The organism is Methylorubrum rhodesianum (assembly GCF_014199985.1).
Classification (GTDB): domain Bacteria; phylum Pseudomonadota; class Alphaproteobacteria; order Rhizobiales; family Beijerinckiaceae; genus Methylobacterium; species Methylobacterium rhodesianum.
The window spans coordinates 210,130-218,815 of sequence record NZ_JACHOS010000012.1; the positions used below are offsets into that span (position 1 = coordinate 210,130).

The following is an 8,686-nucleotide window of genomic DNA, read 5'->3' on the forward strand; positions in this document are numbered from 1 at the left end:
GCAGGCGCGAACCGCCGGACAGTGCCATGTCGATGCCACCCGATGCCGTGCGCAGCGTGCCGCCGGCGGCGGACACGGTGCGTCCCCGGTGCGCAGCCCATGCGGCACGCCGCAGCCGAGGCGGCCGACCGGACGACGACTCGTGCCACCCCATCGATCCGGCAGCCCGGCTCCGGACCGGGACGCGGCGTGATCGAGGCCTCTGCCGACGCTCGCCCGGGATGGATCCGCGCCGACGCCTCGAACCGATCCCGGGCCTTCCGTCCCCGTTTGCGGGCCGCCGCTCGATCATCGAGCGCATCCTCCCCTCGATCGCAGCGTCTCGGGCTGCCCCGTGGCTTCTGATTTACACCCGGCAGATCCTTCCGCGGCACCGCCGCCCGTCCTGCCGTACCGAAAGCGTCCTGGAATGACGCCGGCCCGCGAAATCCGATCACCTCACCGTCAGCGCTCAGCGATCCTGGATCGCGGGGAGTCATCCTATGCAGACGAATGTTCTTGAGTTCTTCTTGGCGGGGGCACTGAAGAAGTGCCCGAACAAGACCGCCATCATCGACGGGGACGTCCGAATCTCTTTCGCGGAGTTGGATCGTCGGTCGAGGACCCTCGCCGCCGCGATCGTGGCGCGGGCAGGCGTTCTGAACGAGCCGGTGGCGGTCTACCTGCCCAAATCGGCGGATGTCGTGATCGCGAATGTCGCGATCATGTATGCCGGCGGCATCTACATGAATCTGGACGTCAAAATCCCACCGCTTCGGCTGAAGAACATCCTGGATCACGTCGGGCCGAAGCTCGTCATCACGTCGCGGGATCGCGTGGCCGAAGTTCAGGGCGCAACAGCCGGAATAACGCACAGTCAAATCGTGTGCGTCGATGACATCGTGGCCCAGGGTATCGGGCAAGAGGCGGATGCCGCACCCCTTCGCTTCCGGCAGCTGATCGACACGGATCCCGCTTGCATCATCAATACCTCCGGCTCGACCGGCACACCCAAAGGAGTGGTGCTCAACCACCGCGGTGTGATCGACTTCATGGGCTGGGTTTTTGAGGAATTCCGCTTCGATGAAAGCACGAAAATTGGAAGCCTCTCACCTTTTTACTTCGATATATACATATTGGAATTGATCGCGTGTCTGGCGAAAGGGGCGACGCTAGTCATCATTCCTGACAAGCTGCCGATCTTTCCGGCCAAGTTGATGGAATTTATTGCAGAACAAGCTATTGATTTCTTGTTCTGGGTGCCGTCGATCATGGTCAATATCGCAAATCTCGGGCTGCTCGAGAAGGTGCCGCTTCCCGCGCTGCGCACCGTCTTTTTCGCCGGAGAGGTGTTTCCAACGCGCCACCTCAATATGTGGCGCCGCGCGCTCAAGGACGCCGTCTTCGTCAACCTGTATGGCCCTATCGAGATTCATGTCGATTGTACTTTTTACATCGTGAAAGACGATATTCCGGACGATCAGGCTCTGCCGATTGGCTCTCCATGCCGAAACACCGACATCCTCATCCTCAATGAGGCGGACCAGCTCTGTGCGACCGACGAGCAGGGTGAACTCTGCGTGCGCGGCAGCTCGCTATGCGGCGGGTACTGGAACGATCTGGAAAAGACCACGCGCGTCTTCGTGCAGAATCCGCTCAACACCCGCTATCCTGAGTTGATCTATCGCACCGGCGATCTGGCGGTGCGCCGTGCGGACGGCTTGATCTATCTTGCTGGCCGTAAGGACTACCAGATCAAGCATATGGGATATCGTATCGAATTGCCGGAGATCGAACATCAGGTCTTGGGGGTCCCGGGGATCGCCAACGCCTGCGTGGTGTACGATTCTCCGAAGAAGGCGATCACCCTGTTCTATCAGCCGTCCGGCGCAGACGTGTCGGCGGCAACGATCCGTCAAGCGCTGTCGGAGGTTTTCCCGAAATACATGCTGCCGACGACGTATCACGCCATGGCGCAGCTGCCCATGAACGCGAATGGGAAGATCGATCGGAACGGCTTGCTGCTCTCGCTCGCGGATAGCGACTGAATGGAACTTCTGCGCGATTGGGACGCTTGGCAGCGCCGGATCGGCGCGGTGCCGCGGGCCACGGCGACCTACACCACGAACCTGTATGCCCTGCGCGACCAGATCGAAGACTGGTGTGCCGCCGGCCGGTTGCACACGCTGAGCACCGAGCGGGCCGTGCTTCTGTTGCGCGCCGACCGCGGCTTCCATCGCATCCACCACGTGGCGAGGGATCTGCCGGCGCTTGCCGACGCACTCGGTGCGCTGCCGGCCGGGACGTACACGTCCGACCTCGTTGGGCAGGGCGGACAGCTCGAGGACGTGTGCGCCGCCTATTCCGCGAATGGCTTCGCGGTTCATACGGTCCTGCAGCGCATGACCCGCGTCGGAGGGCTGGGGGCGGACCACGACGGCGAGGCGACGGTCGCGGCGCCCGGAGAGGCGGCCGAAGTCGTGGTTCTGCTCGAGCGGTTGCTGGATCGCTTCGCGGAGCCGGTGCCGGAGGTGGCCGCGCTGCAGCGGGAGGCCCATGACGGACGTCTCCTCATCGTCCGCCGAGACGGGGTGATCGCCGGCATGCTCTTGTACGAGATCAAGGGGCGCATGGCGCATTTGCGCCTCTGGCACGTGGATGATAACGCGCGGGGCCTGGGGGTCGGGCGCCGTCTGATGAGAAGTTTCCTCGCGCGGTGCGCGCAGGTGCAGGTGCAGCGGCTCGTGCTGTGGGTGATCGGCGACAACGCGCGATCGGTTGCCATCTACCGGCATTACGGCTTCGTGCCCGATGGGCTGCTCGATCGCATCATGATCCGACACGAGGGGGCGCATCGATGAGCACGGTGGTCGAGATTCTCACGCAAATCCGCCCCGAATTCGATTTTTCCCAATCGAGCGATTTCTTCGAAGACGGGATGCTCGACTCGTTCGACTTGGTCACGCTCGTATCGGAACTGGACAAAGCCTACGGTATCTCGATCGACGGCCTTCAGATCGTGCCGGAGAACTTCCAGAATGTCGCGGCCATCGAGGCGCTTCTGAGCCGCAACGGGGTGGTGCCGTGAGACTCTCCTTCCGGGACAAGGCGATCTCGGGCCTCCTCACCGTGGTGCCGGCGAACGAGCGCAAGTTCGTCGATGAAATGGCAAACTTCAATTTTTCGCAGGCGCGATCGCTCAAGCTCAAGCAGGTCATGGGCTACGATCGTCACCGCATCGTCGCCGGTCCGGTCTGCGCGTCCGACCTGGCGGTGGCCGGCATCGAGCACCTGCTCGCCGGCGGCCATCTCGTCCGCGACGACATCGACGCCCTGATCGTCGTGACGCAGTCGCCTGACTATCTGATGCCGGCGACGTCGCATGTCGTGCAGGGCCGACTGGGCCTTCACGCCGACATGATCTGCCTCGACATCAACCAGGGCTGTGCCGGCTTCATCGTCGGCTTGATGCAGGGCTTCATGCTGCTGGACCAGCCGGCCGTCGCGAAGGTCGTGCTGGTGAACGTCGACGTGTTGAGCCGAAAGGTGTCCCCTCGAGATCGAAACAGCTATCCCCTGATCGGCGACGCCGCGTCGATCACGGTTCTGGAACGCCGAGAGGATGCGGGCGTCATCGAGGCCGAGCTGAAGATGGACGGCACGCGCCGTGAGACGCTGATGATCCCGGCGGGCGGCTTTCGTCGTCCATCCGACGCCGAGACCGCGGCGATGATCGAGGATGCCGAAGGCAACGTCCGATCCCTCGACCATCTCAAGATGGACGGTTCGGCGGTCTTCAACTTCGTGATGACCGAGGTGCCCGAACTAATCGGCGGGCTGCTCGCACGGACCGGAACCACGGTGGACGAGGTGGACGCCTTCCTCTGCCACCAGCCGAACCGCTTCATGCTTCAGAAGCTCGCCGACAAGCTTGCCGTTCCACACGAGAAGATGCCGAGCAACGTCGTCGAGAACTTCGGGAACTCGAGCGGCGTGACGATTCCGCTCGTGACGACCTTCAATCTCGCCGACGCGCTGCTGGCCGGCTCCAGGAAGGTCTGCCTCGCCGGATTCGGCGTCGGCCTGACCTGGGGCGCCATGCTGATGCGGCTGGGGCCGCTCCGGTTCTGCGAGATGATCGAGTATCGAGAGGACGTGTGAGATGGACGAGTTTCTGACGGAGATGTCCGAAATCCTCGAGGACGACGTCACGATGTCGGACGCGTTGGGCCAGTTCGAGAGCTGGGACTCGCTCGCAAGCCTCTCGGTGATGGCGATGGCCGACAGCAGGTTCGGCGTCAGACTTGTCCCGCAGGAACTCAACCCGGCGATGACGCTCGATCAACTCTACGCCCTGATCCTCGCCAAGAAGGCGTCGTGACGCGGTGACGACCTTCAACCCGCTGCGGTTGGATGGCCGCCATATCCTGGTGACCGGCGCGAGTTCGGGCATCGGGCGCAGGACCGCCGTGATGCTGCACGCCCTCGGCGCCCGTCTGTCGGTCGTGGACCGGGACGAGGCCGGCCTTGTCTCCCTCGGCGCGGAACTGAGCGCAGGCGAGGCGGTCGCGCAGCACGTGGCCGACCTGTCCGACATTGCCGGCATCGAGGCCCTGGTCGGTCGCTGCGTCGATGCCGGCGGGCGGCTCCACGGCGTGGTGCACTGCGCCGGGATCCAGGCGATCGTGCCGGTGAGAACGCTGCAGATCGACGGCTGGCGGCGGATCTTCGCGGTCAATACGGAAGCGGCCCTGATGCTCGGCAAGTGCCTGTCGAGCCGGAAGGTCTATGCCGGCCAGCACGGTGCGATCGTGTTCATCTCGAGCGTCATGGGAACGGTCGGCTCGGTCGGCGCCGTCGCCTACTCGATGAGCAAGGCCGCCCTCGACGGGATGGCCCGGTCGCTGTCGCTCGAGCTCGCGTCCCGGGGCATCCGCGTCAACTGCATCGCGCCCGGCTTCGTCCGGACCCCCCTCTTCGAGCAGACGGAGCGGTTGTGGGACGAGGAAACCAAGCGGGCCGTCGAGGACCTGCATCCGCTCGGCTTCGGCGAGGCGGAAGACGTCGCCCATGCCGTGGCGTTTCTGGTCGCCGATACCGGGCGCTGGATCACCGGTTCGACACTCGTCGTCGACGGTGGTTATCTCGCGCGCTGAACTCCTGGAAAACGCCCGATGTCAGAGCCGCCCGTGCCCGCGACCTCCGTGCTGATCACGGGCGCATCCTCCGGGATCGGCCGCGAGATGGCGGTCGCCCTGTCCGGGGCGTACTCGCTGATCCTCAATGGGCGCGATGAAGAGCGCCTCGAACAGACGCGGCTTGCCTGCCAGGCGCCCGAGCGGCATCTGTGCTGGGCGCGCGATCTTGCGGACGCCACGACCCTCGCCACCGCGCTGCCGGCCTTCCTGCGGCAGCACGACGCCCGCGTGGTCGGCTTCGTGCATTGCGCGGCCCTTCTGAAGGTTCTGCCGCTCCGCAGCGTCACCCTTGCGCAGGCGCAGGACGTGATGAACACGAACGTGCTCGCGGCCCTGGAGATCACGCGGCTGTTGCTGCGCAAGGACGTCAACAGCAAGATGTTGAGGAGCGTCGTGTTCGTTTCGAGCATCGCCAGCCAGTTCGGCGCCAGGGGCTTCGCCACCTATTGCGCCAGCAAGGCTGCGCTCGACGGCCTGATGAAGGCGCTGGCCGTCGAGCTCGCGCCGGAGGTGCGGGTCAACTCGGTCCTGCCGGGGGGCGTGCGGACGCCGATGACAGAAGCCATGTTCGATGATCCGGCAACCGCGGAGCGCCTGATGCGCGATTATCCGCTCGGCGCCGGCCTGCCTTCCGACATCGCGAACGCCGTTGCCTTCCTGATGTCCGACCAAGCGCGTTGGATCACCGGCCATCAGATGGTGGTCGATGGCGGTCGCTCCGCGAACATATCGGCATGAAACCCTTCGTCATTGTCGGTGCCGGCGGTCTCGGACGCGAACTGCTGGGCTGGATCGCGGATTGCGGCCCCGACACGCGCCGGCGCTTTCAGGTGGCCTCGTTCATCTCGGAGGCGAAGGACGCCGGGGGCGTCTGCCACGGCGTTCCGATCCTCCACCCCGACGATTGGAGCGGTTCCGCTCCCCGTTTCGTCATCGGTCTGTCGGACCCGTTCGAAAAAAAACGCCTCGCCTTGTCGCTCCAGGCCCGCGGCTGGGAGGCGGAGACGTTCATCCATGACAGCGTCGCATCCGGCTTGGCGCCGAAGATCGGCGCCGGAACGGTGATCTGCCCGCGCTGCTGCATCTCGACCGACTGCGAGATCGGTGAGCATGTATTGATCAACTCCGCATCCGGTATCGGCCATGACGCGATCGTTGGCGACTATTCCTCGCTTCTCGGCGCCGTGAGCATCAACGGCAATGTCACGGTCGGAGAAGGCGTCCTGTTCGGGGCCGGCAGCATGGTCTATCCGGGCAAGAAGATCGGCAGCTGGTCCAAGATCGGTCTTGGAAGTGTCGTGCTCCGGAATGTGCCCGACAACGCCGTCATGTTCGGCAATCCGGCCCAGCGCATCGACACATAACGCATCATCTTGCTTGGGAGCCGTCGGGTAACAGGGGAAGCGGGTCGTCCGGCGCGCGGTTTCAGCGCAGGCAGATCCGTCCCGAATGGAGCCGTGTGCCGCGGCTGGCTGCCTGGGATCGCTATATACATTGGGATATAGTTTGACCGCGCAACGCGCCTTGGCGGCGTCCCTTCGAACCGGGTCACCCCGCCGGATCGGCCGGTTGCGTCAGGCGGGCGAGGAAGGGGGCGGCCGCCTTCTCGGCGGCGCGCTCGATCGCCCGGTAATGCGCGACGACGTCGGTGCCGAAAGCCGAGAGCCGGGCGCCGCCGCCCGCCTTGCCGCCGACCTGCGCCTCGATCACCGGGCGCCCGAAGCCCTTGTTCATGTCCTCGACGAGAAGCCACGCCCGGCGATAGGACATGCCCAGCGCCCGGCCCGCGGCGGAGATCGAGCCGTGCTCGGCGATCGCTTCGAGAAGCTGAACCTTGCCCGGCCCGATCCGCCGGTCCGGCCCGAGATCGATGCGGATGCTCAAGCGGGCCATCACTCTCCTCACGCGGTTCGAGCCGTTCTAAGCGCCCGCACGGACGAAGACGAGGCCGGCCTCGCCGGACTCGATCCCGACAGGCGCCCTTGCCTTCGGCCGCCGGGGCTGAGACGGTCTCCCTCATGTCCTGGACGACGACCGTTTCGGCCTGAGGCGGAACCGGCGCGCCGATGAAGTTCCGCTGCGGCGCGGTGCGAGCGGTGGACCGACCGGTTCGCCTGCCCGCTCCATGCCCGTGCCGGTCGGGAGGGCGCCGGTGTGAGGGCGGCGTCGGGCGGCACGCATTCGCCGACGGTCGCGCGCAGGCAGGGCTCCGCCCGTGCGAGAGCCTTCCCGCTCGCAAGCCTGTCGATGGCCACCTTCGCGGCAGCGATCGGTATCGGCAGGTCGGCTCCCCCGGCGCATCCCGGCCATCGGGAGAAGCTGGCCGGCCCTGGTCAGGGATATGATTTTCTGTATACAGCGCATCCGGTGACGGATCGCTGCTTCGGCTCGTCCGGGCGCCATCACCGCGGAGACACGCGCATGTTCACCTGCACGGGCTGTGTGGTCACCGGCGCCGAGACCCCTCCGACCGCGTCACCGTCGGGCGCCGCGGTGGGCGTATGGCCGCTTCCTGCCGCGCCGGCACGGTCTGCCGCGAGGGGAAGAACCGTAGGCCTGACGCGCTTGGCGTGAACCCCTCCCCTGGCTCGATACAGGATCTTTCCCGGATGGCCCTGCTCACTCGCACCCGCTTCCTCGCCGGCCTGGTCGCGATCACGCTGGCAGGCACACTTTCCGCACCGGCCGCGGAAGCGCCGACCGTGTTCGCCGCCGCAAGCCTGAAGAACGCCCTCGACGAGATCGCCGGACTCTTCGCCAAGGAGGGGAAGCCGGCTCCAAAGGTCTCCTATGCGGCCTCGAACACGCTGGCCAAGCAGATCGAGCAGGGCGCGCCCGCCGACCTGTTCTTCTCGGCCGACCTCGACTGGATGGATTACCTCGCCAAGAAGGATCTCATCCAGCCCGGCACGCGGGTGAACCTCCTGGCCAACAGCCTTGTGCTGATCGCCCCGAAGGACGCGAAGGCCGAGGTGACGATGGGGCCGGATCTCGATCTCACATCGGCGCTCGGCACCGGCAAGCTTGCCATGGGCAATGTCGATGCGGTGCCGGCCGGCAAGTACGGCAAGGCGGCGCTGGAGAAGCTCGGCAGCTGGGCGGCTGTGAAGGATAGGATCGCGCAGGCCGAGAGCGTGCGGGCCGCCCTGCTTCTCGTCTCGCGGGGCGAGGCGCCGCTCGGCATCGTCTACGCCACCGACGCGGCGGTAGACGCCAACGTGAGGATCGTCGCGACCTTCCCCGCCGACAGCCACCCGGCGATCGTCTACCCGATTGCGCTTACGCGAGACACGCGCAACCCGGACACATCCGTCCTCCTGGCCTACCTGCGCGGTCCCTCCGCCCGGGCCGCCTTCGAGAAGCAGGGCTTCACCGTGCTGAACCGCCCGGCCGCCACCGCACCGTGACGGCTCCTAGAGCCGTGCCCGTTCACGTAGCGACGGCCAAGTCTGTATCGTAACCGGCTGCGGCGAGGCAGTTTCGGCACTCATCGGCTGTGAAGCGAGGGC

General features: G+C 65.7%; 10 protein-coding genes. 9 read left to right on the top strand and 1 reads right to left on the bottom strand.

The features are described from left to right. Positions 1–482 precede the first annotated feature (482 nt). Genes HNR01_RS18555 through HNR01_RS18590 form a run of 8 tightly spaced genes read left to right on the top strand, consistent with a single transcriptional unit; the run spans position 483 to position 6,541 of the window. Positions 483–2,027 carry an amino acid adenylation domain-containing protein gene (locus HNR01_RS18555; RefSeq protein WP_183668996.1) on the top strand — a complete coding sequence of 515 codons (1,545 nt, stop codon included), beginning with the start codon at positions 483–485 and terminating at the stop codon, positions 2,025–2,027. Next, positions 2,028–2,840, top strand: a complete 813-nt coding sequence (locus HNR01_RS18560; protein ID WP_183668998.1) for a GNAT family N-acetyltransferase — start codon at positions 2,028–2,030, stop codon at positions 2,838–2,840. After that, positions 2,837–3,067, top strand: coding sequence for an acyl carrier protein (locus HNR01_RS18565; RefSeq protein WP_183669000.1), 231 nt, complete (start codon positions 2,837–2,839; stop codon positions 3,065–3,067). The genes HNR01_RS18560 and HNR01_RS18565 overlap by 4 nt, the downstream gene beginning before the upstream one ends. Then, entirely contained in the window at positions 3,064–4,140 is a 1,077-nt protein-coding gene (locus HNR01_RS27640) for a 3-oxoacyl-ACP synthase III family protein (RefSeq protein ID WP_183669002.1), read from the top strand. Before HNR01_RS18565 ends, HNR01_RS27640 begins: the two co-directional genes overlap by 4 nt. 1 nt (position 4,141) lies before the next feature. Then, positions 4,142–4,360, top strand: coding sequence for an acyl carrier protein (locus tag HNR01_RS18575; protein ID WP_183669004.1), 219 nt, complete (start codon positions 4,142–4,144; stop codon positions 4,358–4,360). Between the two features lie 4 nt (positions 4,361–4,364). Further along, positions 4,365–5,135 carry an SDR family NAD(P)-dependent oxidoreductase gene (locus HNR01_RS18580; protein ID WP_153874838.1) on the top strand — a complete coding sequence of 257 codons (771 nt, stop codon included), beginning with the start codon at positions 4,365–4,367 and terminating at the stop codon, positions 5,133–5,135. Between the two features lie 48 nt (positions 5,136–5,183). Continuing rightward, the gene (locus tag HNR01_RS18585) at positions 5,184–5,915 is read left to right on the top strand and encodes an SDR family NAD(P)-dependent oxidoreductase (RefSeq protein WP_309236257.1); all 732 of its coding nucleotides are present in this window, start codon (positions 5,184–5,186) and stop codon (positions 5,913–5,915) included. Continuing rightward, positions 5,855–6,541 (top strand): NeuD/PglB/VioB family sugar acetyltransferase, encoded by a 687-nt coding sequence (locus HNR01_RS18590; RefSeq protein WP_183669009.1) that lies wholly within the window; start codon positions 5,855–5,857, stop codon positions 6,539–6,541. Before HNR01_RS18585 ends, HNR01_RS18590 begins: the two co-directional genes overlap by 61 nt. Before the next feature lie 184 nt (positions 6,542–6,725). On the opposite strand, the gene HNR01_RS18595 is transcribed toward HNR01_RS18590, so the two are convergent. Next, complete coding sequence (locus tag HNR01_RS18595) at positions 6,726–7,070, bottom strand: winged helix-turn-helix domain-containing protein (RefSeq protein ID WP_153874835.1); 345 nt, start codon at positions 7,068–7,070, stop codon at positions 6,726–6,728. 716 nt (positions 7,071–7,786) lie between these two features. On the opposite strand from HNR01_RS18595, the gene modA reads away from it, so the two are divergent. Further along, positions 7,787–8,584 (top strand): molybdate ABC transporter substrate-binding protein, encoded by a 798-nt coding sequence (modA, locus tag HNR01_RS18600; RefSeq protein WP_183669011.1) that lies wholly within the window; start codon positions 7,787–7,789, stop codon positions 8,582–8,584. Positions 8,585–8,686: the final 102 nt, after the last annotated feature.

What these genes read in the sequence shown, in the direction of transcription:
- HNR01_RS18555 (WP_183668996.1), top strand. Translation starts at nt 483, where the DNA reads ATGCAGACGAATGTTCTTGAGTTCTTCTTGGCGGGGGCACTGAAGAAG.
- modA (WP_183669011.1), top strand. Translation starts at nt 7,787, where the DNA reads ATGGCCCTGCTCACTCGCACCCGCTTCCTCGCCGGCCTGGTCGCGATC.
- HNR01_RS18560 (WP_183668998.1), top strand. Translation starts at nt 2,028, where the DNA reads ATGGAACTTCTGCGCGATTGGGACGCTTGGCAGCGCCGGATCGGCGCG.
- HNR01_RS18565 (WP_183669000.1), top strand. Translation starts at nt 2,837, where the DNA reads ATGAGCACGGTGGTCGAGATTCTCACGCAAATCCGCCCCGAATTCGAT.
- HNR01_RS18595 (WP_153874835.1), bottom strand. Translation starts at nt 7,070, where the DNA reads ATGGCCCGCTTGAGCATCCGCATCGATCTCGGGCCGGACCGGCGGATC.
- HNR01_RS18575 (WP_183669004.1), top strand. Translation starts at nt 4,142, where the DNA reads ATGGACGAGTTTCTGACGGAGATGTCCGAAATCCTCGAGGACGACGTC.